This is a genomic window from Streptomyces sp. NPDC051662 (assembly GCF_040681655.1).
Lineage (GTDB): Bacteria > Actinomycetota > Actinomycetes > Streptomycetales > Streptomycetaceae > Streptomyces.
Window position 1 is genome coordinate 192,047 of the sequence record NZ_JBFAZD010000003.1, and the last position, 23,417, is coordinate 215,463.

General features: G+C 70.1%; 25 protein-coding genes and 1 pseudogene. 16 read left to right on the forward strand and 10 right to left on the reverse strand.

Annotation, left to right across the window (positions count from 1 at the left end):
• Positions 1–146: 146 nt before the first annotated feature.
• On the forward strand, positions 147–758 hold the full coding sequence (locus tag AB0M67_RS06350; RefSeq protein ID WP_365743219.1) for a DUF1772 domain-containing protein: 612 nt from the start codon (positions 147–149) through the stop codon (positions 756–758).
• A 76-nt stretch (positions 759–834) separates the two neighbouring features.
• Here the strand turns inward: AB0M67_RS06350 and AB0M67_RS06355 are convergent, their stop codons facing one another.
• The 3 genes from AB0M67_RS06355 to rpmF form a co-directional block, all read right to left on the reverse strand.
• Positions 835–1,227 (reverse strand): SCO5389 family protein, encoded by a 393-nt coding sequence (locus tag AB0M67_RS06355; protein WP_365743221.1) that lies wholly within the window; start codon positions 1,225–1,227, stop codon positions 835–837.
• A 74-nt stretch (positions 1,228–1,301) separates the two neighbouring features.
• Positions 1,302–2,255, reverse strand: coding sequence for an ATP-binding protein (locus AB0M67_RS06360; RefSeq protein ID WP_365743223.1), 954 nt, complete (start codon positions 2,253–2,255; stop codon positions 1,302–1,304).
• Positions 2,256–2,258: 3 nt separating this feature from the next.
• A complete protein-coding gene (gene rpmF, locus AB0M67_RS06365) occupies positions 2,259–2,429 on the reverse strand; it encodes a 50S ribosomal protein L32 (RefSeq protein ID WP_365743225.1) in 171 nt (56 codons plus the stop codon).
• Positions 2,430–2,561: 132 nt separating this feature from the next.
• Here rpmF and AB0M67_RS06370 point away from each other — a divergent pair, with 132 nt between their 5' ends.
• Positions 2,562–2,858 (forward strand): hypothetical protein, encoded by a 297-nt coding sequence (locus tag AB0M67_RS06370; protein WP_365743227.1) that lies wholly within the window; start codon positions 2,562–2,564, stop codon positions 2,856–2,858.
• A 112-nt stretch (positions 2,859–2,970) separates the two neighbouring features.
• On the opposite strand, the gene AB0M67_RS06375 is transcribed toward AB0M67_RS06370, so the two are convergent.
• A complete protein-coding gene (locus tag AB0M67_RS06375) occupies positions 2,971–4,575 on the reverse strand; it encodes an MDR family MFS transporter (RefSeq protein ID WP_365743229.1) in 1,605 nt (534 codons plus the stop codon).
• Positions 4,576–4,640: 65 nt separating this feature from the next.
• Entirely contained in the window at positions 4,641–5,330 is a 690-nt protein-coding gene (locus AB0M67_RS06380; protein ID WP_365743231.1) for a TetR family transcriptional regulator, read from the reverse strand.
• A gap of 63 nt (positions 5,331–5,393) precedes the next feature.
• Between AB0M67_RS06380 and AB0M67_RS06385 the strand changes: the two genes are divergently transcribed.
• From AB0M67_RS06385 to AB0M67_RS06395, 3 genes are all read left to right on the forward strand, one after another.
• Positions 5,394–6,386 (forward strand): aldo/keto reductase, encoded by a 993-nt coding sequence (locus AB0M67_RS06385; RefSeq protein WP_365743709.1) that lies wholly within the window; start codon positions 5,394–5,396, stop codon positions 6,384–6,386.
• A 275-nt stretch (positions 6,387–6,661) separates the two neighbouring features.
• Positions 6,662–6,865: a cold-shock protein gene (locus AB0M67_RS06390; protein WP_365743233.1), complete on the forward strand. Its 204-nt coding sequence runs from the start codon at positions 6,662–6,664 to the stop codon at positions 6,863–6,865.
• 198 nt (positions 6,866–7,063) lie between these two features.
• The gene (locus AB0M67_RS06395) at positions 7,064–7,489 is read left to right on the forward strand and encodes a pyridoxamine 5'-phosphate oxidase family protein (RefSeq protein ID WP_365743235.1); all 426 of its coding nucleotides are present in this window, start codon (positions 7,064–7,066) and stop codon (positions 7,487–7,489) included.
• Positions 7,490–7,510: 21 nt separating this feature from the next.
• On the opposite strand, the gene AB0M67_RS06400 is transcribed toward AB0M67_RS06395, so the two are convergent.
• Positions 7,511–8,146 (reverse strand): histidine phosphatase family protein, encoded by a 636-nt coding sequence (locus tag AB0M67_RS06400; RefSeq protein WP_365743238.1) that lies wholly within the window; start codon positions 8,144–8,146, stop codon positions 7,511–7,513.
• A gap of 259 nt (positions 8,147–8,405) precedes the next feature.
• Here AB0M67_RS06400 and AB0M67_RS06405 point away from each other — a divergent pair, with 259 nt between their 5' ends.
• Positions 8,406–8,669, forward strand: coding sequence for a type B 50S ribosomal protein L31 (locus AB0M67_RS06405; RefSeq protein ID WP_365743240.1), 264 nt, complete (start codon positions 8,406–8,408; stop codon positions 8,667–8,669).
• Between the two features lie 130 nt (positions 8,670–8,799).
• Here the strand turns inward: AB0M67_RS06405 and AB0M67_RS06410 are convergent, their stop codons facing one another.
• On the reverse strand, positions 8,800–9,258 hold the full coding sequence (locus AB0M67_RS06410; RefSeq protein WP_365743242.1) for a MarR family transcriptional regulator: 459 nt from the start codon (positions 9,256–9,258) through the stop codon (positions 8,800–8,802).
• A 161-nt stretch (positions 9,259–9,419) separates the two neighbouring features.
• Here AB0M67_RS06410 and AB0M67_RS06415 point away from each other — a divergent pair, with 161 nt between their 5' ends.
• Together AB0M67_RS06415 and AB0M67_RS06420 are read left to right on the forward strand one after the other, a co-directional pair.
• Positions 9,420–10,640: an MFS transporter gene (locus AB0M67_RS06415; protein WP_365743244.1), complete on the forward strand. Its 1,221-nt coding sequence runs from the start codon at positions 9,420–9,422 to the stop codon at positions 10,638–10,640.
• 158 nt (positions 10,641–10,798) lie between these two features.
• Positions 10,799–11,623 carry an aldo/keto reductase gene (locus AB0M67_RS06420; RefSeq protein WP_365743246.1) on the forward strand — a complete coding sequence of 275 codons (825 nt, stop codon included), beginning with the start codon at positions 10,799–10,801 and terminating at the stop codon, positions 11,621–11,623.
• A 31-nt stretch (positions 11,624–11,654) separates the two neighbouring features.
• On the opposite strand, the pseudogene AB0M67_RS06425 reads toward AB0M67_RS06420, so the two are convergent.
• Positions 11,655–12,488: pseudogene (locus tag AB0M67_RS06425) on the reverse strand (ThuA domain-containing protein); the annotation flags it as partial.
• 184 nt (positions 12,489–12,672) lie between these two features.
• Complete coding sequence (locus AB0M67_RS06430) at positions 12,673–13,380, reverse strand: FadR/GntR family transcriptional regulator (protein ID WP_365743248.1); 708 nt, start codon at positions 13,378–13,380, stop codon at positions 12,673–12,675.
• A gap of 211 nt (positions 13,381–13,591) precedes the next feature.
• Between AB0M67_RS06430 and AB0M67_RS06435 the strand changes: the two genes are divergently transcribed.
• From AB0M67_RS06435 to AB0M67_RS06460, 6 genes are all read left to right on the forward strand, one after another.
• Positions 13,592–14,863 carry an SLC13 family permease gene (locus AB0M67_RS06435; protein WP_365743250.1) on the forward strand — a complete coding sequence of 424 codons (1,272 nt, stop codon included), beginning with the start codon at positions 13,592–13,594 and terminating at the stop codon, positions 14,861–14,863.
• Between the two features lie 53 nt (positions 14,864–14,916).
• Positions 14,917–16,377, forward strand: a complete 1,461-nt coding sequence (locus tag AB0M67_RS06440) for an acyl-CoA synthetase (RefSeq protein WP_365743252.1) — start codon at positions 14,917–14,919, stop codon at positions 16,375–16,377.
• On the forward strand, positions 16,370–17,740 hold the full coding sequence (locus AB0M67_RS06445; RefSeq protein WP_365743254.1) for a carboxyl transferase domain-containing protein: 1,371 nt from the start codon (positions 16,370–16,372) through the stop codon (positions 17,738–17,740). The genes AB0M67_RS06440 and AB0M67_RS06445 overlap by 8 nt, the downstream gene beginning before the upstream one ends.
• Positions 17,741–17,821: 81 nt before the next feature.
• The gene (locus AB0M67_RS06450; RefSeq protein ID WP_365743256.1) at positions 17,822–18,853 is read left to right on the forward strand and encodes a DUF2510 domain-containing protein; all 1,032 of its coding nucleotides are present in this window, start codon (positions 17,822–17,824) and stop codon (positions 18,851–18,853) included.
• A 108-nt stretch (positions 18,854–18,961) separates the two neighbouring features.
• A complete protein-coding gene (locus tag AB0M67_RS06455; RefSeq protein ID WP_365743258.1) occupies positions 18,962–19,099 on the forward strand; it encodes a hypothetical protein in 138 nt (45 codons plus the stop codon).
• A 252-nt stretch (positions 19,100–19,351) separates the two neighbouring features.
• A complete protein-coding gene (locus AB0M67_RS06460; RefSeq protein WP_365743260.1) occupies positions 19,352–20,830 on the forward strand; it encodes a UDP-N-acetylmuramoyl-L-alanyl-D-glutamate--2,6-diaminopimelate ligase in 1,479 nt (492 codons plus the stop codon).
• 82 nt (positions 20,831–20,912) lie between these two features.
• Here the strand turns inward: AB0M67_RS06460 and AB0M67_RS06465 are convergent, their stop codons facing one another.
• Positions 20,913–21,437 (reverse strand): cupin domain-containing protein, encoded by a 525-nt coding sequence (locus tag AB0M67_RS06465; RefSeq protein WP_365743261.1) that lies wholly within the window; start codon positions 21,435–21,437, stop codon positions 20,913–20,915.
• A 178-nt stretch (positions 21,438–21,615) separates the two neighbouring features.
• Here AB0M67_RS06465 and AB0M67_RS06470 point away from each other — a divergent pair, with 178 nt between their 5' ends.
• On the forward strand, positions 21,616–22,125 hold the full coding sequence (locus tag AB0M67_RS06470; protein WP_365743263.1) for an Rrf2 family transcriptional regulator: 510 nt from the start codon (positions 21,616–21,618) through the stop codon (positions 22,123–22,125).
• Positions 22,122–23,144 carry a DsbA family protein gene (locus AB0M67_RS06475; RefSeq protein ID WP_365743265.1) on the forward strand — a complete coding sequence of 341 codons (1,023 nt, stop codon included), beginning with the start codon at positions 22,122–22,124 and terminating at the stop codon, positions 23,142–23,144. Before AB0M67_RS06470 ends, AB0M67_RS06475 begins: the two co-directional genes overlap by 4 nt.
• The last annotated feature ends 273 nt before the right edge of the window (positions 23,145–23,417 follow it).

The following is a 23,417-nucleotide window of genomic DNA, read 5'->3' on the forward strand; positions in this document are numbered from 1 at the left end:
TCTCACCGCGCCGTACTTGACTGGTCCCCTGACGCAGTACGTGAGAAAGCCGTGTCACATGTCGGCGGCGGCGTTGGCGACGACACCGTGGCGGTCGCCGGATCACCTCGTATCGGACGGCTTCGACCACCAGACAAGGAAGTCCCATGAGCTTCAACCCGACCGGAACCCCGAACCCCTACGCCGCCTATCCGCCCGCCCCCGCGGTGGCGCCCGTGCGCCGGAGCAAGGCGGTGGCGCCGCTGCTGATGATCGCCACCATCACCATGGGGCTGATGGCCGGTCTCTTCTTCGCGTACGACATCTCGGTGATGCCGGGGCTGGCCAGGACCGACGACCGCACCTATGTCGACGCGATGCAGAACTTCAACGCCCTGATCGACGGCAACGGTCTCTTCGGCATGATCTTCATCGGGGCGCTGCTGGCCGCGGCGGTCGCGGCGTTCCTTGAGCACCGCCAGGGCGGGCGGGGTGCCGCGCTCTGGATCGGGGCGGCGGCCGTGCTCTATCTGGTGGCCCTGATGATCACGTTCAGCGTCAATATCCCGCTCAACAATGAACTGGCCGCCGCCGGTGACCCGGCCAAGATCACGGACTTCTCGATCGTCGAGAAGTTCAGGACCACCTGGGAGACGAGCAACATCGTGCGGACTCTGGTCTGCACGGCGGCGCTCGGCTTCCTCGCCCGCGCGCTGGTGCTGCACGGCCGTGCGGGCGCCGGCGCAGGCAGCGCCACGATGCGCCCGCACGGCGTCTGAGCCGGGGCCGGGACAGGCGGGGCGGTGGGCTCCGGCCCCACCGCCCCGCCTCATCGACCGCTCAGCGGTCCCGGGCTCAGCAGTCCCGGAACTCGGGCGACTGGTTGAGGATCTGCGAGCGCGTCGAGGTGAACCGGGTGTGGGTCGCACCGCCCTGGTCCTCCGGGCGGAACACGGCCACCCGGTGGCAGTTCTGGAACGCCAGGCCGACCCCGAAGTGCCGCTCCAGACTGGAGCGGATGGCGTCGCTGGCGAGCGCGCGCAGCAGCTGACCGCGTTCGTGCTCGGAGGGCGGCGGTGTCTGGTTGTCGGCGAACACCGCGTCGCCGCGCCGCAGTTCACCGACCAGATCGGCGATGAGGGTGTACGCGTACGGCAGGGAGGTCCGGACGGTGTCCACGAAGTCCTCTTCGCGGATCTGGCCGTTCTCGGCGTCGGCGAGCAGCTTGGGGGAGACATCGAGCGACATGAGTGCCTGTCCTGTCGGGTTGGGGGTCACAGGGGCCCGGTGGGGGAGGAGACGGTACGAGGGCGCGGCGGAACTCAGCGCGCCAGGGCGTCCGGGCCGTGCCGGAAGCCGGGGTCGACCTGGAGCGCGAGTTGGCTCCCGGTGGCCCGGTCGGCCCACGCGTGCGCGTTGCGCAGATGGAACTCGACGGCGTGGCGCTGGAACGTGTCCCAGTCCTTCGGCCGCGCGTCGACCGCGGCGCGCAGCTGGCGCAGGGTGTGCGCGTTGTGCGGTTCGAGCCCGCCTCCCGTACGGCCCTGCTCCTGTGCCCGTACCCAGGGGGACTGCTCGCAGTAGGCGATCAGATCGTCCCCGACATGCTCCTTGAGGAAGAGGAGATCGTCCTCGCCCGTCACCTTGTTGCCGACGACGGCGAGCGCGATCCCGAACTCCCGGGCGTGATCGCGGTACTGGCGGTAGACCGAGACGCCCTTGCGTGTGGGCTCGGCGACCAGGAACGTCAGATCGAACCGGGTGAACAGACCGGAGGCGAACGCGTCGGCCCCGGCGGTCATATCCACGACGACATACTCACCGGGCCCGTCGACCAGATGGTTCAGATACAGCTCGACGGCCCCGAGCTTGGAGTGGTAACAGGCCACCCCGAGGTCGCTGTCGTCGAACACCCCGGTCACCATCAGCGGCACCCCACCCACCGGACGCGCGTGGTGAGTGTGCACCGGGTCCTCGCCGAGCACCCGCAGCAGACGTGAACCGCGCCCCGGCGGAGTGGTCTTGATCATCTCCTCGCGTGAGGCGATCAGCGGATTGTTCCCGCGCAGCCAGTCCTTGATCTCGCCGGTGCGCGCGCTGAGCGGTGGCGCGTTGTGGCTCTCGCCCTCCCCGGGGGAGAGGGCCTCGGCCAGATGCTGGTTGATGTCCGCGTCGATGGCGACCACGGGCGCCCCCTCGGCGGCTAACTGCCGGGCGAAGAGGGCCGACAGCGTGGTCTTGCCGCTGCCGCCCTTGCCGACGAACGCTACGCGCACGGCTCAGCCCTCCGGGGTCAGCAGACCGCGCTCGTACGCCGCGACGAGTCGCTGCGGTACGAGATGGGACGTACCGTCGATGGTGACGGGCACGAGGGTCGGCGTGACGCCCTTCCACTGGGCCCGGCGGTGACGGGTGTTGCTGCGGGACATCTTCCGTTTGGGTACGGCCATGGCGAACCTCCTGGGTGCGGAGCGCGGATGGTGATGCCGTCGAACGCTACATGCAAATGAACACCGTTACCAAAACCGGCTCGCGCCCATGAGTGACGCGGGCTCGCGCCCACGAGTGATGAGGAGAGAGCCATGACGACCGCGCACGCTCCCCACCCGGACCACACGCACCAGCACGGCGCGGGCTGCGGCCATGTGGCCTTCCCGCACGCAGGGCATGTCGACTACGCGCACGACGGCCATGTGCACGCGGTCCACGGCGACCATGTGGACGAATGCGAGCCCGGAGCCCACGCCCCGCACAGTGGCCATACGCACCAGCACGGCGAGGGGTGCGGCCATGTGGCAGTGCCTCATGACGGCCATGTGGACTATGTGCACGACGGACACCGCCACGCCGAGCACGAAGGGCACTGGGACGACCACTGACCCCTACGCGTACGACCGCCCCCTACGCGTACGGCCCCGGACGCACCTGAGAGGGTGCGGCCGGGGCCGTGACGTCATGCGGTGATACGTGGGGCTCGGCCCCGCGCGGCGGTCAGCTCACCGGGGCGGGCGGAGTGGACTTGGAGATGTCCTCCGCCTGCTTGCTCTCCTCCGCGAGCCGCTCCATCCCGCTCGTGGTCTTGAGCGGCTTCTCCTTGACGAAGAGCACCGCGACGAGCGCCAGCGCGGCGAACGGCGCGGCGACCAGGAAGAGTTCCGCCGTGGCCACACCGTAGGCGTGCTGCACGATCTCCCGCATCGCGTCGGGCAGCTTCGAGATGTCGGGTACGGCGCCGTGGCCCGCGCCACCGGACGCTCCCTGGCCGGACTCGCCCAGGCTCTTGGTCATCTCGGCCGCCACCCGGTTGGCGAGCACCGCGCCGAGGACGCTCGTACCGATCGTTCCGCCCATGCTGCGGAAGAACGACAGGACGGACGTGGCCGCGCCCAGTTCGGCGGCCGGTACGTCGTTCTGCGCCACCAGCACCAGGTTCTGCATCAGCAGCCCGACGCCGATACCGAGCACCGCCATATAGAGGCTGAGCAGACCGAAGCCCGTGCCGGCGTCGATGGTCGCCAGCAGGCCCAGGCCGGCTGTCATGATCACGCTGCCCGCGATCAGATAGACCTTCCACTTGCCGGTGGCGCTGATGATCTGGCCGGCGACGGTGGAGGAGACCAGCAGACCGAGGATCATCGGCAGGCCCATCAGCCCGGCGACGGTCGGGGACTTGCCGAGCGAGATCTGGAAGTACTGCGAGAGGAAGACGGTGCCGCCGAACATGGCCACACCGACCAGCAGGCTGGCGACCGTGGTCAGGGCGACCGTGCGGTTACGGAAGATGTCCAGCGGAATGACCGGCTCGGGGACCTTGGCCTCCACGAAGACCGCGGCCACCAGCAGCACCACACCCGTGGCGGTCAGCGCGAAGGTCTGCCAGGAAGCCCAGTCGAACTGGTTGCCCGCCAGGGAGATCCAGATCAGCAGCGCGGAGACGCCCGCCACGATCAGGAACGCGCCCAGGTAGTCGATCTTCACCTGGCGCCTGACCGTGGGCAGCCGCAGCGTGCGCTGCAGGATCAGGATCGCGGCCACCGCGAACGGCACACCGATGAAGAAGCACCAGCGCCAGCCCAGCCACGAGGTGTCCACCAGCACGCCGCCGATCAGCGGCCCGGCGACCGTACCGACGGCGAAGACGGCGCCGAAGATCCCGGAGTACTTGCCCAGCCGCCGGGGCGGGATGATCGCGGCCATGACGATCTGCGCGAGCGCGGTCAGACCGCCGGCGCCGATGCCCTGGATGACCCGGCTGAAGATGAGCAGGCCGACGCCCTGGGAGAAGCCGGCCAGCAGCGACCCGACCACGAACATGGCGAGCGACAGCTGGAGCAGCAGCTTCTTGTTGTAGAGGTCCGACAGCTTGCCCCAGAGGGGCACGGTCGCCGTCATGGCGAGCAGTTCGGAGGTGACGACCCAGGTGAACGACGACTGACTGCCGTCGAGGTCGGCGATGATCCGGGGCAGGGCGTTGGCCACCACTGTGCTGGCGAGGATGGCGACGAACATGCCGGCCATCAGCCCCGACATGGCCTGGAGTATCTGGCGGTTGGTCATGGAGGTCGGCGCCTGTCCGGGCGCCTCAATTGCACTCAAGGTGTCCTTCTTCGAGTCCATGGTCGATACGTGGGTGGAAGCGGTGGAGGGCGGGCGGCCGGCTGTCAGCCGTCGGCCGGAGGTTCGGGCAGCCCGGCGGCCAGATAGGCGAAGACGCGCCGGAAGATGTCCGGGAAGGAGGCATCCGGGCCCTGCGCGCACCAGTGCTCGACGGCGACCCGTACGGCCGTCGTGCCCGCGGCTGCGAGCAGCCGCGGATAGAGCCCGAGCGCCGAGGTGTCCGGGACATGGGCGCAGGGCCCCGGCCGACGGGATCCCCGCTCGCCCTCCGCCGTACGGAACGCCGGCGCGCCGAGCCGTTCCGCGATGGTTTCGGCCAGTTCGAGTTCCTCGGTCATATGGGCGCCCATGCCGCGGACGAGCAGATGTGGGGAGCGTTGCAGCACTGTGGCCCGCAGGTCCCAGATCTCGCGCTGCTCCTCCACATCGGCCAGTTCGGTGGCGAGCGCCTCGCGGACCGCGTCGAGCGCGGTCATCGAGGCCGGTGCCTCGCGCACCGCGCGCCGTACCCGCTCGCCGACGCCCCGGTCGATCATGACGAACGCGTCGTCATGGCTGTCGAAGTAGTTGAAGAAGGTACGCGGAGAGACCCCCGCGGCCTCGCTGATCGCCTCGACGGTGACATTCTCGGCGCCGTGCTCGGCGGCGAGCCGTACCGCCGCCTCGGCCAGCGCGGCTCGTGTGGCCTGCTTCTTGCGCTCGCGGAGCCCCAGCGCCGCACCCTCGCTTTTCACATCTTGCAGGGTATGCAAAAGTGCAGGATCCGCAAAATTAATCATCGCTGCCTGCGCCGTAACATGATCCGTATGGAGCAACGTGCACTGGGCAAAACGGGACGAAACGTATCCGTCGTGGGGCTGGGGACCTGGCAGCTGGGCGCCGACTGGGGCGAGGTGTCCGAATCGGATGCCTTCGCCGTCCTGGACGCGGCCGTGGAATCGGGCGTCACCTTCTTCGACACGGCGGATGTGTACGGCGACGGCCGGAGCGAACAGCTCATCGGCCGCTATCTGAAGGGCCGCCCGGACGCCGGGGTGTTCGTCGCGACGAAGATGGGCCGGCGGGCCGACCAGGTCCCGGAGAGCTACGTTCTGGACAACTTCCGCGCCTGGAACGACCGCTCACGGGCTAATCTCGGCGTGGACACCCTGGATCTCGTACAACTGCACTGCCCGCCCACGCCCGTCTACACGTCCGACGCGGTCTTCGACGCGCTCGACACCCTGGTGGCGGAGGAACGGATCGCCGCCTACGGCGTGAGCGTCGAGACCTGTGCCGAGGCCCTCGCGGCCCTCGCGCGCCCCGGTGTGGCCAGTGTCCAGATCATCCTCAACCCCTTCCGGCTCAAGCCGCTGGAGGAGGTACTGCCCGCCGCCCGGGCGGCGGGGGTCGGCATCATCGCGCGCGTACCCCTCGCCTCCGGTCTGCTGACCGGGAAGTACACCGCGGACACGGTCTTCGCCGCCGACGACCACCGTTCGTACAACAGGCACGGCGAGGCCTTCGACCAGGGCGAGACCTTCTCCGGTATCGAGTACGGGACAGGGCTGGCCGCCGCCGCGGAGTTCACCGGGCTGGCACCCGAGGGCGCCACCCCGGCGGCCACGGCGCTGCGGTGGATCATTCAGCAGCCCGGCGTCAGCAGTGTCATCCCCGGCGCCCGCTCCGTCGGGCAGGCACGTGCCAACAGCGGCGCGGCGACCCTCCCGCCGCTGTCGCCGTCGACCCTGGAGGCGGTCCAGGAGCTGTACGACCGCCGGCTGCGCGCCTCGATCCATCCCCGCTGGTAGCGCCCGCGCCCCCGTGGGCACTGCTGGCGAACGGGTGATCATGGGCCGTTCGCGCTCCGATTACGCGGCACAGGCGCAAGAGTTGGTCGTTTCTGTGGCTGTATCGCTTCGCGCCATGTAGCGTCTTGATCAGCTGTCGTGGTTCCGAAGTACCGCTCGCCCGTGACGTGCCGTCACGGGCGTTTGTGCTGTTCAGCGTCTCTGCGGACCAAGGCGATCACCTCCGGTTCCCGTACGGTGCGGGAATCTTGCGTCCCTTGAAACGGAGACTCAGCATGGCCAGTGGAACAGTGAAGTGGTTCAACTCGGAAAAGGGCTTCGGCTTTATCGCCCAGGACGGCGGTGGCCCGGACGTGTTCGCGCACTACTCGAACATCTCCACGTCCGGCTTCCGTGAGCTCCAGGAGGGCCAGAAGGTCACCTTCGACGTCACGCAGGGCCAGAAGGGTCCGCAGGCGGAGAACATCCTTCCCTCGTAACACACCGCCGTCCCAAGGGCTCTGAGCAGCCCGGTGGCCGGCACGGAACAAGAGGGCGTCGGCCCGGCGGAGCTTCTTTCCGCCGGTCCGGCGCCTTTGTCGTTACTCCGCGTGTGAAACGGGGGAGGGCTTGACCGTGCCGGACGACCGCCGCGCGACGGAAGCGGCGGGGCCGGTCCGAGGGACGGAGGAGTTTCGGTGGCACTGACCCGAGAAGAGCGCGAGCTGTTCCTGGCCGAGCCGCGTATCGCCGCGCTCGCGGTGGCGGCGGCGGAGGGGCGGGCTCCGCTCACGGTGCCGATCTGGTACCAGTACCGGCCGGGCGACGACATCTGGATCATGACCGGACGTGACTCGCGCAAGGGCCGGCTCATCGCCGCGGCGGGCCGCTTCACCCTGATGGTCGAACGCGCCGAACCGAGCGTCCGCTATGTCTCGGTCGAGGGCTCCGTGACCGCGACCGAGCCCGCCACCCGCGAGGCGCTCCACGAGATCGCCTCACGCTATGTCGCGGTGGACAAGGTCGGCGCGTATGTCGACTCCGCCTGGTCCGAGCACGGCGAACAGGTCATCATCCGGATGCGGCCCGAGCACTGGCTCTCGGCCGACCTCGGACAGCTCTGAGGGCCGCTGGGCCGGGCGTGGTCAGGCCGCGCTCTCCTTCTCCCGGGCGGCGCTCAGGACACTCTCGGGGATCGCGAGATTCCATGCGGTGATCACCGGCCGGTCGTGCTCCGTGCCGAGACGGGAGACGGTCCCGGTGGCGAGAAGGAACAGCGCTCCGGCGGCCGGGAGCAGCCCGAGATAGCGCGCGGTGAGCACCCGCAGGAAGTGGGCGTGCGAGACCAGGGCGACATCGTCACCCGAGCGCAGTCCCTCCAGGGCCTCGGTGAGCACCCGGTCGGCGCGGTGCCCGACCTCCGCGGGGCTCTCCCCGGGCCGGCCGTCGGGACCGGGGACGGTGCCGTCGGTCCACAGGTCCCAGCCGGGGCGCGTGTGGTGGATCTCGGCCGTGGTGATGCCCTCGTAGCCGCCGTAGTTCCACTCACGCAGATCCGGCGTGGTGCGGAGTCCGCCGAGACCGGCCAGCTCCGCGGTGCGCCGGGCGCGCGCCATCGGGCTGACGAGTGTGAGGCCGATCCGGCGCTCACCGAGAAGGGGCGCCAGGGAACGGGCCTCGCTCTCGCCGCGCTCGGTCATCGGCAGGTCGGTGTAGCTGGTGTGCTGCCCGGACAGGGACCAGGCGGTCTCTCCGTGCCGTACCAGGATCAACTCACCCATGGGTGCCGCCCACTTCCTGTTCTCCGCACTCCGCCGCCGGAGTCGTCCCCGGCGGTCGTCGGCCCGGACGGCCCGCCCGTGCCGAGGGGAGAACTCGGCGGGCCGCGAGCGCGTTCCTCGGCGGGCCGCGGGAAGCCCGTCACGCCCAGTGTCCCCTGTTCCGGCGCTCGGGACATGGCGGGAATGCCGAGGGGGAGCGTCGCGTTACCCCAATGTGCGACTTGATGGAAACGATATCCATCATGAGGAGGGAGTTCCTATGAAGCCTCGTATCCACCCCGTCTCCCGTCCGGTCGTCTTCCGGGACCGCGCGGCGGGTACCGCGTTCCTGACGCGCTCGACCGCGGATTCGACGCGGCGCGTGGAGTGGGAGGACGGCAACACCTACCCCGTCATCGACGTGGAGATCTCCTCCGCGAGCCACCCCTTCTACACCGGGACCGGCCGGGTATTCGACACCGCCGGCCGGGTGGAGCGGTTCGAGCGCCGCTACGGCGCCTCGGGTGGCGCGAAGAAGAGCTGACGCCGTACGGCTGATCCGCGCCGCGTACCGGAGCGGGTGCACGACCTGTGTGAGAAGAGCCGGACGGAGACCCCGACCAGGGTTTCCGTCCGGCTCTTCCACGTGCGGGGGCGGGCGGGTGCGGGGCGCGTCAGTCCGCGGAGCGGGGCGACTTCACGGTCCTGACCAGGGCGGCCAGCTCGGGGACCTTCGCCGCCTCGTCGAGCGCCTCCCGCAGCGCCGCGTCATTGGTGGGGCGTGCCTCGGCCAGCAGTCGCAGCCCCGCCTCGCTGACATTGGTGTAGATCCCGCGGCGGTCGGTCGGGCACAGATAGCGGGTGAGCAGTCCGCGGTCCTCCAGCCTGGTCACCAGCCGGGTGGTGGCGCTCTGGCTGAGGACGACCGCGTCGGCGACCTGCTTCATCTGCAGATGGCCGCCCTCGCCGTCGTGCTGACGGCTGAGGACATCGAGCAGGGAGTACTCACGGACGCTCAGACCGTGCCCGGCCTGCAGCGCGCGCTCGATATGCCCCTCGATCCTGCCGTGCAGCAGCGAGAGGGCGCACCAGCCCTGGGCGAGCCCGGTGAGCGCGGTGTCCGTGGCGGTCATGGCTTCCTCCAGCGGGAGATGAGGGCGGGCGGCGGCGGGAAGCGTCCCCGTACCCCAGGATAGGGCACATTCGCAATATAGCGCGTTTGCAATTAAACAGCGTCTGCAAGTATTGTCGGCGCTCGTAAAGCGCTCGTGCAAACGTTCTGGAGGTCACATCCATGCCACTCGCGCTCCTCGCCCTGGCCATCGGGGCATTCGGAATCGGCACCACCGAATTCGTGATCATGGGGCTGCTCCCCGAGGTCGCCGCCGACTACGGCGTCACCATCCCCACGGCAGGACTGCTGGTCACCGGCTATGCCCTCGGAGTCGTGCTGGGCGCCCCGCTGATGACCGTCCTCGGCACCCGGATCCCCCGCAAACGGATGCTGATGGTGCTGATGGGGCTGTTCGTGGTGGGCAATGTGCTCTCCGCGCTCGCTCCGAGCTTCGGACTCATGCTCACCGGACGCGTCGTCGCCTCGCTCGCCCATGGAGCCTTCTTCGGCATCGGATCCGTCGTCGCCGCCGGTCTCGTCGCCCCGGAGAGGAAGGCCGGCGCCATCGCCATGATGTTCACCGGGCTGACCGTCGCCAATGTCGTCGGCGTACCGTTCGGCACCTACCTCGGCCAGAGCGCCGGCTGGCGGGCCACCTTCCTCGTGGTCGCCGGACTCGGTGTCCTGGGCCTCGCGGGCATCGCGAAGCTCGTACCGGAACAGCCACGGCCCGAGGGCGTACGGATACGGCATGAGCTCGCCGCCTTCCGTAACGCGCAGGTGCTGCTCGCCATGGCGATGACCGTCCTCGGCTTCGGCGGGGTCTTCGCCGCGATCACCTACATCACGCCGATGATGACCGAGACCGCGGGCTTCGCCGACTCCTCCGTCACCTGGCTGCTGGTGCTCTTCGGTCTCGGTATGGTCGCCGGGAATCTGATCGGCGGCAGGTTCGCCGACCGCCGGCTGATGCCGCTGCTGTATGTCTCCCTGGGCTCGCTCTCCGTGGTGCTCGCCCTCTTCACCTTCACCGCGCACAACAAGATCGCGGCGGCCGTCACCCTCACACTGATCGGCGCCCTGGGGTTCGCGACCGTACCGCCGCTCCAGAAGCGGGTCCTCGACCAGGCGTCCGCCGCGCCCACCCTGGCCTCCGCCGTCAATATCGGCGCCTTCAACCTCGGCAACGCGCTGGCCGCCTGGCTCGGCGGCATCGTCATCGCCGCGGGGCTCGGATACACGGCGCCGAACTGGGTCGGCGCCGCGCTGGCCGGCTCCGCCCTCGTCCTGGCGATCGTCTCCAGCGCCCTGGAGCGCCGCACGCCGACCGCCGGGGAGACGGTTGCCGAGGCGGCTGCTCCGCGGCGGCCCGAGCGGGTCACCACTACCGCGCCGCACTGACCGGGCTCTCCCGTACGGAGGCGGCGGACCGCCACAGCGCGCGGCACCGACGACGTCGTTACGTTGGAAGTCGGAAGTCGGTGTGCCCCCTCCTTCTCCCCACAGTGCAAACCGCTCACAGCGCCCCCCACAGTGAATCCACGAAGAAAAGGAACACCATGAATTCCGTCCCCAACGTCGTACTCAACAACGGCGTCAGGATGCCGCGGCTCGGCTTCGGTGTCTTCCAGGTCAGCGACGAAGAGACCACCGGCGCGGTCAGCACCGCGCTGGAGACGGGCTACCGCAGTATCGACACCGCCGCCTTGTACCGCAACGAGAAAGGTGTCGGCCGCGCCATCGCCTCCTCGGGCCTGCCCCGCGACGAGCTGTTCATCACCACCAAGCTCTGGAACGACGACCAGGGGTACGACTCGACGCTCGCCGCGTTCGAGGCGAGCCTCGCCAAGCTCGGTCTCGAACGGGTGGATCTGTATCTCATCCACTGGCCCACCCCGGCGCGCGACCGCTATCTCGACACCTGGCGCGCGATGGAGAAGCTGCTCGCCGACGGCAGGACCCGCGCCATCGGTGTGTCCAACTTCCAGCCCGCCCATCTCCAACGTCTGCTGGACGAGACCGATATCGTCCCCGCCGTCAATCAGATCGAGCTGCACCCCGGTCTCCAGCAGGAGGAGCTGCGGGACTTCCACGCCCAGCACGGCATCGCGACCGAGGCGTGGAGCCCGCTGGCACAGGGCGCCCTGCTCCAGGAGGAGGCGGTCACCGAGATCGCGGGGCGGCATGAGAAGACGCCCGCGCAGGTGGTGCTGCGCTGGCACCTTCAGCTCGGGAACATCGTCATCCCCAAGTCGGTCACTCCCGCGCGGATCCGCGAGAACATCGACGTCTTCGACTTCGAGCTCTCGGCAGGCGACATGGCCGCGCTCGCCACGCTCGACCGCGGTCTGCGTACCGGCCCGGATCCCGACACCCTCAACTGACCGGCGCCGGCGCGGGTGCCCCGGCCGTCACACCGCCCAGCCACTTCAGTCCGTCGATGACGAACCGGTTCTGGACCTCGTTGCCGAACGTCCACGACAGTGTGGTGCCCGACCCGTAGTCCATGGCGTTGTGACCGAAGTTGGTGTACAGCATCCGGTAGTTCTTGTTGGTCCACACGATCGGGTAATACCCGCTGTACCAGGACTGGTTGGGGTCCGTGCCCAGTGGGAAGCTCACCGGATCGACCGAGGCCAGGACATTGATGGCGGGGTTCTTCCTGAGGTCGTTCGTCCAGCTGTACCACTCGCTCACGGCGGAGGTGAACGTCGCGGGCAGCCGGGTGGTCGACGGATGGGAACGGTTCTCGGTCCGCAGCACTGCGGTGGTCGGGCCCCAGGTGTTGGACTTGAACCCACCGCTGCCCAGGAACTCGTTGTGATACCAGGGCCACTTCTGGGCCTCGGTGGTGAACGCGGAGACATGGAAGCCCATCCAGGCCCCGCCGGCCCGCATGTACTGCTCGAACCCGGTCCGTTGCGCCGCCGTCTGCGGCAAGTCGTCCAGGAACAGCACCACTTGGTAGTCCCGCGGAGTCGTGCTGGTCAGGCGATTCCAGTTGTTGGTCGACTCGTAGGAGAAGTTGTTGGCGGCGGCGGTCCTGGGGAACCACTCGTTCGCTTCATGGACGAAGCTGATGTGGGCGGCGTCCCAGGTGCCGTTGTAGAAGGCGAGCACCTTGAACGCGGGCGCGGCGGGTGACTGCGCGCGTCCGACGCCGGGCACCGCGGCCAGTCCGAGCAGCAGCGCGAGCAGTACGAGCAGACGCAAGGGGCCGTGCGTCGTACGGGACGTGAGTATGGCCATTGTGACGATCCTTCCCGCGCCGGTTCGGTGAACGGAGGCGCGTGGAATGTGGGGGATGTCGCGCACATGACAGTAGAAGGACAGCGGGAAGCGCTTGCTGGACGATTTAAGAAGTGAACCAACGCCCTGTCAAGGCTTTGGTATGGACCAACGGCCGGCCGGTCCGAGGTTCCTCCCGGCGGTGTCAGGCGTTCTCGTCCGGGTTCCACTCCAGCAGGCGCACCTTCGCCACGGTCCGTACATGGCGCCGCATCGCGGCCGCGGCGGCCTTGCCCCGTCCCGACTCGATCGCGTCGAGGATCGCGCGGTGCTGTGCCAGCGACCGCTTGGGGCGACCGGGCTGGCGCAGAGACTCATTGCGGCTCTCGGCGATCTGCTCCGTGATGGAGCGCATGAACTCGGCGAGCAGTCCACTGTGCGCGGCGGCGGTCACCGCGGTGTGGAAGAGCCGGTCGCCCTCCACTCCATAGCCGCCCGCCTCGATCTCGTCGGACATCTGGTGCAGCGCGTCGTGCAGCGCCGCCAGATCCAGATCGGTGCGCCGCTCGGCCGCGAGTTCGGCGAGCTTGGTCTCCAGCGCCTCACGCGCCTCCAGCACATCGGGCAATCGCCGCTTGCGCTCCACCAGTCGCTCGACGGGCTCGGGATCGAGACCCGCCCGGGTCAGATAGGTGCCGCCGCCGTGCCGTACCTCGACCAGCCCCTGGACCTCCAGGACGACGATCGCCTGCTTGACGGAGGCGCGGCTCACCCCCAGCCGCTGGGCCAACTCCCGCTCGGGGGGCAGCCGATCGCCCACCCCGAGGTCGCCCTCGCTCACATAGCTGCGCAGTCGGTCGAGGACCTGCTCGTACAAACGCGGCCGGGCCATCGGCCGCAGTGCGTCGGACATCCGGACCCCCCATCGCTGCCCACTGTCTCGCGATCCTGTGCGCGCCCAGCCTAACACCGGGCGGTCAAGTGGCTGAGCCAATTCCTGTCCGATCTCTTGACGCTCGCCCCGGCAGGCCGTCAATGTGGTCCAGCCACTTGGCCAGTCGTCCAGTCAGCCAGTCGGCCAATTCCCCGCTGTTTCAAGGGACCCAGGGACGGGAGCCCGCGCAATGTCCGCCGAACTGATCTCGATCCTCGTACTCGCGGTCGTCTTCGTGATCGCCACCACCCGCTCGATCAATATGGGCGCGCTCGCCTTCGCCGCCGCGTTCGGCGTCGGAGGACTGGTCGCCGGTCTCGACGCCGACGGTATCTTCGCGGGCTTTCCCGGTGATCTGTTCGTGGTGCTCGTCGGCGTCACCTATCTCTTCGCGATCGCCCGCGCCAACGGCACCACCGACTGGCTCGTCCACGCCGCGATCCGGCTGGTCCGCGGCCGGATCGTGCTGATCCCCTGGGTGATGTTCGCGATCACCGGCGCCCTGACCGCCATTGGGGCCGTCTCCCCGGCGGCCGTGGCGATCGTCGCGCCGATCGCGCTCAGCTTCGCCGCGCGGTACGGGATCAGCCCGCTGCTGATGGGCGCCATGGTGGTGCACGGTGCCCAGGGTGGTGGCTTCTCACCCATCAGTATCTACGGTTCGATCGTCAACGGCATCGTGGAACGGGAGAACCTGCCGGGCAGCGAACTCACCCTCTTCCTCGGCTCGCTCGTGGCCAATCTCGTCATCGCCGGGGTCGTGTTCGTACTCTTCGGCGGACTCAAGCTCTCCGCCAGGCGCCAGGAGCCCGGTGGTACGGAGCCCGGTGGGACCGAGCCCGAGGGGCAGCGGGGAAGTCTCCGGCTCACCCCCGCCATCGGCGCCACCCTCGCCGCACTGGTCGCGCTCGTCGTCGCCGTCCTGGGCTTCGACCTCGACGCCGGACTCTCCTCCCTCACCCTCGCCGTACTGCTCAGCGCGGTCTGGCCGGACACCAGCCGCAAGGCCGTGGGCGAGATCGCCTGGCCGACGGTACTGCTCATCTGCGGTGTCCTCACGTATGTCGGTGTCATGGAGGAGATGGGCACGATCGACTACGCCGGAAACGCCGTCGGGGACATCGGCATCCCGCTCCTCGCCGCCCTACTGCTCTGCTACATCGGCGCGATCGTCTCCGCGTTCGCCTCGTCCGTCGGCATCATGGGCGCGCTCATCCCGCTCGCCGTGCCGTTCCTCGCCCAGGGCGAGATCGGGGCGATCGGCATGATCACGGCGCTCGCGATCTCGGCGACGGTCGTCGACGTCAGTCCGTTCTCCACCAATGGCGCGCTGGTGCTGGCCGCCGCGCCCGAGGTGGACCGTGAGCGCTTCTTCCGGCAGCTCATGGTGTACGGAGGGATCGTGGTGGCGGTGGTACCCGCCGCGGTCTGGCTGGTACTCGTGGTGCCAGGCTTCGGGTGACCGCTTTGCCCGCGATGATCGGCCAGACTCGTCAACAGTTAGGAGAACGACGCGTGTCCTCTCTCTTCCCGGCCCTCGCCGCGCGTTCGGAACGCCCCGCACTCCGGTTCGGCGACCGCGCCCTCAGCTATGCCGAACTGGCGGACGCGGCCGGTTCCCTGGCCGCTCGTATCGCCGGTGAACGACGGATCGCGGTCTGGGCCACCCCCACGCTCGGCACGGCCGTGGGGGTGGTGGGCGCGCTACTGGCCGGTGTCCCCGCCGTCCCGGTCAACCCCAAGAGCGGCGAACGCGAGCTGGCGCACATCGTCGCGGACAGCGCGCCCACCCTGGTCGTCGCCGAACCGGATGCCGTCCTCCCGGCCGCGCTGGCCGGGCTGGTACGTGTGGACGCCGGAGCCGGCGGCACGGCCGACGCGGCCACGGAACACCCACGGGCCGACGCCTTCCCCGCGCTGTCCCCGGAGGCCCCCGCCCTGATCGTGTACACCTCCGGCACCACCGGACCGCCCAAGGGCGCTGTCGTACCGCGCCGCGCCATCGCCGCGACGTTGGACGCGCTGGAGGACGCCTGGCAGTGGACCGCCGACGACGTACTCGTTCACGCCCTGCCGCTCTTCCATGTCCATGGGCTGATCCTCGGCATCCTCGGCCCGCTGCGCCGCGGCGGGTCCGTCCGCCATCTGGGCAGGTTCAGCACCGAGGGCGTCACTCGTGAACTGTCGTCCGGTGCCACGATGCTCTTCGGCGTACCGACGATGTACCACCGTATCGCCGAGGCGCTCGCCACCGATCCGGCGCTCGCGAAGGCGCTGGCCGGAGCGCGTCTGCTGGTATCGGGCTCCGCCGCGCTGCCCGTGCACGACCATGAACGGATCGCCGCGGCGACCGGCCGTCGGGTCATCGAGCGGTACGGCATGACGGAGACCCTGATGAACGCCAGCGTGCGGGCGGACGGCGAGCCGCGCGCCGGGACCGTCGGGGTACCGCTGGGTGGCGTCGAACTACGGCTTGTCGACGAGTCGGGCGTCGCGTTCGAGGCGTACGACGGCGAGACGGTCGGCGAGATCCAGGTACGCGGCCCGAATCTCTTCACGGAGTATCTGAACCGGCCCGACGCCACCGAAGCCGCCTTCACCGACGGCTGGTTCCACACCGGGGACATGGCGATCCGCGACCCCGACGGCTATGTCCGTATCGTCGGCCGCAAGGCCACCGATCTGATCAAGAGCGGTGGGTACAAGATCGGCGCGGGGGAGATCGAGAACGTTCTGCTGGAGCATCCCGGGGTACGGGAAGCCGCGGTGACCGGCGAGCCCGACGCGGACCTCGGTGAGCGGATCGTCGCCTGGATCGTCCCGGCCCGCGCCGAAGCGCCGCCGTCCGCACAGGAGTTGGCCGATCATGTGGCGGCGCAGCTCGCCGCGCACAAGCGGCCACGCACCGTACGCTATCTGGACGCCCTGCCCCGCAACGACATGGGCAAGATCATGAAGCGCGCGCTCCATGACTGAGCGGCCGAACGCGCGCGAGGTCATCGCCACCGTCGTCGACGAGGGCGCCTTCACCGAACTGCCCCCGCTCCAGGGCGTGTCCGCGCCTGAGGGACCGCTGGGCTGGGAGGGGTACGACGCCTCGCGCGCCCGCGCCGAGGAACGTACCGGGGAGAAGGAGTCCGTCGTCTGCGGCACCGCGCGGATCGACGCGGTCGACGTGGTGCTGATCTCCTTCGAGTTCGGCTTCCTCGGCGGCTCGCTGGGGGAGCGCACCGGCGATCTGCTCGAAGCCGCCCACACCCTCGCGCGTGAGCGGGGGCTGCCGGTTGTCTCGCTCATCGCGACCGGGGGCAGCCGGATGCAGGAGGGGATGCATGCGCTGCTCCAACTCCAGCGTGTGGCACGGCAGTCCGCCCTGACCCGGGCGGCGGGACTGCCGCAGCTGGCGGTGGTGCGCGACCCGACGACCGGTGGTGGCTGGGCCACGCTCGGGGCGGGCGCCGATGTCGTCCTGGCGCTGCCCGGCGCCCAGATCGGTTTCGCGGGCTCGCGTGTGCGCCCGGCGGACGCCGACCCGTACGCCTACACGGCGGAGGCGCAGCTCGCCGCGGGCCATGTCGACGCGGTGGTGGGCCGGCACGAGCTGCGCACCACCGTCGGCCACTGGCTGACCCTGCTCACGGGAGGCGTACGGGACGCCGTGCCGTCCGCCGCCCCGCCCCCGGAGGGACTGGGCCGCGCGGGGCTCCCCGCCACCGGATGGGAGGCCGTTCTTCAGGCCCGCGTCCCTCAACGGCCCCGGGCCGCAGCGTACTTGGACGCCTACTTCACCCATCGCGAGGCGATCGGCGGAGACCGCTGCGGTGGTACCGACCCCGGGATGCTGTGCGGTTTCGGCCGGCACGAAGGGCGGACGATCGCGTACGCGGCGCAGTGCGGTACCGCCACGCTCCCGGCCGGCTATCGCACGGCAGCCCGGCTGGTGCGGCTCGCGGGCCGACTGGGCATCCCCGTACTGACGCTGGTGGACACCCCCGGCGCGGCCAATGACGCGGAGGCGGAGCGCGCGGGAGCGGGCAGCGCCATCGCGGACCTGTTCGCCGCCATGGCCACCGCCCGGGTCCCCGTCACCACGCTGCTGATCGGCGAGGGCGGTTCTGGCGGTGCGCTGGCTCTGTCGGCGCCGGACAACGCGTGGGCCACGCCGGACAGTTACTTCTCGGTCATCGCGCCGGAACTGGCGGCGGCGATCCTCAAACGCGCCCCGGAGGAGACTCGGGTGACGGCCGACCAGCTCCGGCTGCGCCCACAGGATCTGGTGTCCCTGGGGGTGGTACGAGGGATCGTGCCGGGGCCGGAGCCGGAGAGAGGAGGGGTGTAGGGCGGTAGGGTACGGTCCGCGACGGGGGATTCTCACGGCCCTCTCACAAGCTTTTCAGACAACATGCTTAAGGTGAGAGCCGTGACGTACACAACTCCGCCCGGCTGGCATCCCGACCCGGGGCACACAGGTGAAGGACCACGCCAGGAACGCTGGTGGGATGGTTCCGCGTGGACCGACGAAGTCCGTGCCGCCCCGCCCGCCGAGTGGGATCCGCCCGCCGCGGCGCCCCCTCCCTCGGCGCCCCCGGCCACCGGGCTCTCTCCCGAATCGCCGTACCAGGTACCCCCGTATCCGATACCGCCGTACCCCGCCACACCGCCGCCCGGCTCCCGGCGCGGTGGGCGGCGGATAGCGATCGGCGCCATCGCCGCCGTCGTCGCGGTGGCCATCGCGGGAGGCTTCTATCTGCTCGGGCGCGACGGCGGTGGCAACGACGAGGCGGGCGCGGCGGGCTCCGGCCCTTCCGCCGCGCCCTCCCGGCCCGGCCAGCAGAGCCCGGCGCCCGACGGCCCGCGAGGCGGCGGCCCCGGCGGCGAGAACGGCGCGCCCCAGCAGCAGCCGCAGACGGAGGACGGTTACGCCACCGACGCGGCCAGCGGGATCAGCATTCCGGTACCGGACGGCTGGACCGGTGAATCCGGGACCATCGGGGCCGGGGTGACGACCGGGAAGTACGAGTGCCCCGGGGACACCTCGCAGAGCTGTGTGCGCGGCGGAGTGTTCTCCGCTCCTGCGGCTGCCCTGAAGATCGACGCCACCACGGCCAAGGCGGCGGCCGAGAAGGACATCGAGGTCAATGCCGAGGAATCCTACGGCGGCACGATCTACGGAGACATCTCCTCGCACCAGCAGCTGAAGTCGGAAGAGGTCACCGTCGCCGGACAGAAGGGCTATCTGGTGCGGTGGAAGGTCGTCACGAGCAAGGGGGACGACGGTTATGTGCAGTCGCTCGCCTTCTCCTCACCGACATCACCGGAGCTGATGGTCCTCGTACGCTCCGGGTTCGATGTCAACGACAAGGCGCCGAAGCTGACCGTCATGGACGAGATCACCAAGGGGATCAAGGCGGCGGCGGGCACCGGCTCCGGAGGCAGCGGCCAGGGAGTCTGAGCGCGAACATCCGCATGTCCCGGGCGGGCCGCTTCGAGCGGCCCGCCCGAGTGCTGTCCGGCGGCGGGGCGGGAGCGGGGGGTGTTCCTTCGGCCGTACACTCCACGCATGGGTTGTACACGTGCCGTAAGGGAGTGCCTGCGACAGGCTCCCTGCGCGCTGTGCTCGGCCGCCGCCGTGATCGCGGGGCCGGGCCCGCTGTCCGCGCCGGAGGCCGGCTGCCGCGCCCTGCACGGCCACGGCTAGTGAGCTTTCGCCTTCCCCTTTCCCCGGACCAATTCCCCGGACCAGTGCCGCGGACCGTTCTCGTGGTCCCGCTCGTTCCGGTTCTCCGGTAGGCCGCTTCCACTCGGCCCGTTCCTCCGGGCCTGTTCCCCCTCCTGCTCGTGAGAGCGCGCACGTCCCCTACGCACCCCTTCCGCGACGCCACGGCGTGCCGTCGGCGCCCACCCGGCGACCGCCGGAGACCTGGCACGTCGCATCTTCGAGAGGACCCCTGTGAAGTTGAGCGCACTGCTCGCCGGGCACGACCACGAAATCCTGCGGGGCGATCCGGAGACGGAGATCACCGAGGGCACGTGTTTCGACGCGCACCGGGTCTCGCCGGGTTCGCTGTTCATCGCGGTTCCCGGTCACCGTGAGGGCGGCCCGGAGTCCGTGGGCCAGGCCCTCGCGCGCGGCGCCGCGGCGGTCCTGCTCGACGCGGGGGCACCGGAGCCGCCGGCAGCGGTGTGGGCGGACACGGAGGTATGTGTGGCGCGGGTGCGGGACACCCGGAGCACCGCGTCCCTCGTCGCCTCCCGCTACTACGGGGAGCCCGGACGGGCCATGGACGTGGTGGCCGTCACCGGTACCAACGGCAAGACCTCTGTGTCGTACATGGTCGAGTCCGTGCTGCGGCTCGCCGAGGGCGCGACGGTCGGGGTCATCGGGACCGCGGGCAGCCGGATCGGCGATGAACCGATCCCCATGCCGAGGTCGGTGCTCACCACCCCCGAGGCGCCTGACCTGCAGTATCTGCTGGGGCGCATGCGCGACCGCGGGGTCGGCACCGTGGTCCTGGAGGCCACCTCCATGGGCCTGCTGACCCACCGGGTGGACCATGCCCACACCGACGTCGGGATCTTCACCAACCTGACGCAGGATCATCTGGACGACCACGGCACCATGGAGAACTACCGGGACGCCAAACTCCGGCTGTTTCAAGGGCTTTGCCGACGCGCCGTGATCAACGTGGACGATCCGATCGGCGCCGCGGTCGGTGCGCTGATGCCCGGGGCCGTCACGACCTACGCGCTCGACGCCGAGGCGGACTTCCGGGCGACCGATCTCACCGTGAACGCGTTCGGCACGCGGTTCACGCTGCATCACGAGGGGCGCAAGTACCCGGTGGCGATCCCCGTACCGGGCCGCTTCTCGGTGGCCAACGCCCTTGCCGCCGTGGCCGCCTGCCAACTGCTGGGGCACGATCTGGACGGCCTGGTCGGCGCGCTCGACCGGATGCCGCCGATCCCCGGACGGTTCGAGCGCTTCGAGGCCCCGTCGGGCACATCGGTCATCGTCGACTACGCACACTCGCCCGACTCGCTGGAGAAGGTGCTCACCACCATCCGCGACTTCGCCAACGGCCGGATCGTCACCGTCTTCGGCTGCGGCGGCGACCGCGACATCACCAAGCGCGCGCGGATGGGGGAGATCGCCGGAACCCACTCCGATCTGTGCGTGCTCACGTCGGACAATCCGCGCTACGAGGACCCCGGGACGATCATGGACCAGATCACCCCGGGCCTCCTGGCCACCGGCACCCGGTTCGAGCGGCTCGCCGACCGGCGCCGGGCCATCGCCTTCGCCCTGGCGGACGCCGGTCCCGACGACATCGTCCTGATCGCGGGAAAGGGCAGCGAGCCGTATCAGATCGTCGGTGACCGACTGCTGCCGTTCAGCGATATGGCGACCGTTCGCGAACTCACCTTGTAGGAGTGGCGGGAGGCCGGGGCGCGGACCGGCCGCCCCGTTTCCGGAGCGTGGGCCGTTCCCGGGTCGTGCGTCAGCTTGTGCGTCAGCTCGCGTCCGGGCCGTGGCCCAGGACGTAGAGCTCGGGCAGGTTGACCACGATCGCCTCCTGCGTGCTGCGGGCGATCACCACCACGGCCTCGTCGTCCGGGCTGGGGTTCTCCTCGCGATGCGGGACGTACGGCGGTACGAAGATGTAGTCGCCGGGTGAGGTGCGGATCCGGATCTCCTCCGGGGTACCGCTGGAGTCGTCCAGGAACACGAACTCCGGGTGCCCCTTCACCACATGGATCGCCGTCTCGGAGGCGCCATGGTGGTGGTTGGAGGAGGCGGTGTCGGGCGCCACATGCGTCTGGCCCATCCAGATGCGCTCCGAGCCGACGGTGGATCCGCTGATCGCGGCGAAGCGCCGCATGCCACCTGTCTGCGCGGTATCGCCGTCGAGCGCGTCGGCCCGGATGTGATGCAGCCGCGCGCGCAGGGGCAGCGCGCTCCGCGCCGTACCGTCGTCGTCGTGGTCCTGGTCCGGAAGGTCGGGATGGAACGCGTCGTGCTCGGTGTGCGAGGCCATGGAGATCCTGCTCTTCGGTGCCGCGGGCCGCGGGTGTGGTCCCGGCGCCGACCGTAGAGAGCGCGGCGAATGGATGTCAAGATGTGTCCATTACCGCCGAGCTGGCCGTTCCCGGTTTCCGGCCGGTGCCTCAGCGGATAATCGGGCAGGCAAGGAACCCCCTCGGGAGAAGGTGCACATGCAGATCTCGGCGAAGGCGGACTACGCGGTGAGGTCGCTCGTCGAACTCGCCGCCGACACCGGACGGCCCCTCACCTGTGAGGGCATCGCCTCCTCCCAGGACATCCCGTTCCGCTTCCTCAAATCGGTCTTCCGCGATCTGCGGCAGGCCGGTCTGGTCCGCAGCCAGCGGGGCTGTGAAGGGGGCTACTGGATAGGCCGCGACCCGGCCGCGATCAGTGTCGCCGAGGTCATGACGGCGGTGGACGGGGAGTTCCTCACCCTGCGCGGCGCGCGTCCCGACACACTGACCTACCCGGGCGCCGCCCAGGGGCTGCCGGATCTGTGGCGCGCCGTGGAGGCCGCCGCGCAGGCGGTGCTCGGGCGGATGACCATCGCCGAACTCGCCACGAAGGGGGCGCGGTCGGACGGCGCGGGTCGGGAGCCGAGGAGCGAGGCCGGTCCGGCGCGTGAGGTCTCCCCGGCCGTATCCGCGTCCGTATCCCCGGCCGTATCCGCCTCCGCATGACCCCGGATGGTGTGATCCGCGAGACGCCGGAGGCGCCCCGCATGGCTCCTGACGAGATCCGTACGACTCCTGGTGCGGACCGGCCGCCGCTCTCGGTCACCGAGTTCACCGACCCGGCCTGCCCCTGGGCCTGGGGTTCCGAGCCCGTGTTCCGGCTGCTGAGACTCACGCTCGGATCGCGCGCCCACTGGCGGCCGGTCTTCGGCATCCTCTTCGACGAGGACGACGATCCGGCGCCCGATCCGGCCGCCGAGGCCCGCTGGTACGAGCGGTTCATCCGCGAGGTCACGGCCTGCACGGACGCGCCTTACGCGCCGCGGCTGCGCCGGTTGACCCGGTCCAGTCTGCCCGCCTCGCTCGCCGCCAAGGCGGCCGGGTCCCAGGGGCCCGAGGTAGCCGAGCGGGTTCTGCGCCGGCTGCGGGAGAGCACGTTCGTCCTGGGCGCGCCCGCCGACACTCCGGACGGAGTCCGTGGTGTCGTAGGGGGAGTCCCGGGCCTGGACAGTGACCGGTTGATGCGCGAACTGGCCGCCCGGGAGACCCGGGACGCGGTACGCGCCGACTGGGCCGAGACCCGGCGGCCGATCCCCGGCGTGCTCGACCTCGACGGACCCGGACCGCATCCCGGCCGGGCCAAGGAGGTCGGGGACCACCGCCGTTACGCGCTACCGACGCTGCTGTTCGACGGTCCCGGCGGCCGGGTGTGCGTACCGGGATGGCGGCCCCTGGAGACCTATCTCGAAGCCGCTCGTACGGCGGCCGGGGACCGGCTGCCCATCACCCCCGTACGCCTTCCCGCCGTGGCCGCGCTGGAGCGCTGGCGCAGTCTGACGGGGCCTGAACTCGCCCTGCTCACCGAGGAGTCGGCGGCTCCCGCGGAGGCCGTGCGCGTCGACACCGGGCATGGCCCGCTGTGGCTGCATCCGGACGAGGCGCGCGCCCGTGAGCAGTCGTCCTTCGCGGTGAAAGCGCAGGTCGCCGAGGTCTCGGACAATGAGACACCTGGAGGTGTCCATTGACAGGGTGTCGCGGGACCGTGAGGATACGGGGCATGCGTTCGATGCATCCTGCCGTGGTCTGCCGCTACGTGGATTACCTGCGTACCTCCAGCGCCCTCTGTCGCTGATCCGACCCGTCGAGGCCGGCCTTTTGAGGCCCTCGGCACCCCGGCCCTGCCCCGGTCCCCGGCGGCGCCCTCCCGGGTAACCCGGACGGCGCGAGCGCCCGATGAACCGGGATGTACGCCGGTTTCCTCCGCGGTACCCCCCGTCTCTCCCCCTCCGGGACTCCCT